The sequence below is a fragment of the Lactiplantibacillus sp. B652 genome (assembly GCF_023806745.1).
GTDB lineage: Bacteria > Bacillota > Bacilli > Lactobacillales > Lactobacillaceae > Lactiplantibacillus > Lactiplantibacillus pentosus.
The window spans coordinates 1-313 of record NZ_JAMSKY010000086.1 but is presented as its reverse complement, the minus strand read 5'-3'; the positions used below and the strand labels follow the sequence as shown (position 1 = coordinate 313).

At 38.3% G+C, this 313-nt stretch carries 1 protein-coding gene; it reads left to right on the top strand.

Translation table 11 applies throughout. The features are described from left to right. A partial coding sequence (locus tag MZO40_RS17110) for a recombinase family protein (RefSeq protein ID WP_252133487.1) occupies positions 1-282 on the top strand: 282 nt, incomplete at its 5' end. Positions 283-313: the final 31 nt, after the last annotated feature.

Below are 313 nucleotides of genomic sequence, written 5' to 3'. Positions count from 1 at the left end.
ATGGGCTTAATTGATAATACGCCGACTGGCCAATTAGTCTTTACAATATTTAGTGCTTTTGCGCAGTTTGAACGCGATATGATTGTCACACTCACACAAGAAGGTAAATTGTATGCAAAGCAACATGATCAGTTGTTTCGGGAAGGGCGACCGAAAACGTATTCTGATGAACAGATCAGATTTGCTTATGAGTTGCGAAAACAAGGCATGACTTATCAGATGATTGAACGAAAGACGGGGATTAGTAAACGCACGCAACAGCGAAGGTTTAAGTCGATTTAAAAATAGGTGTTTTAAGAATTGAATGTTTAAT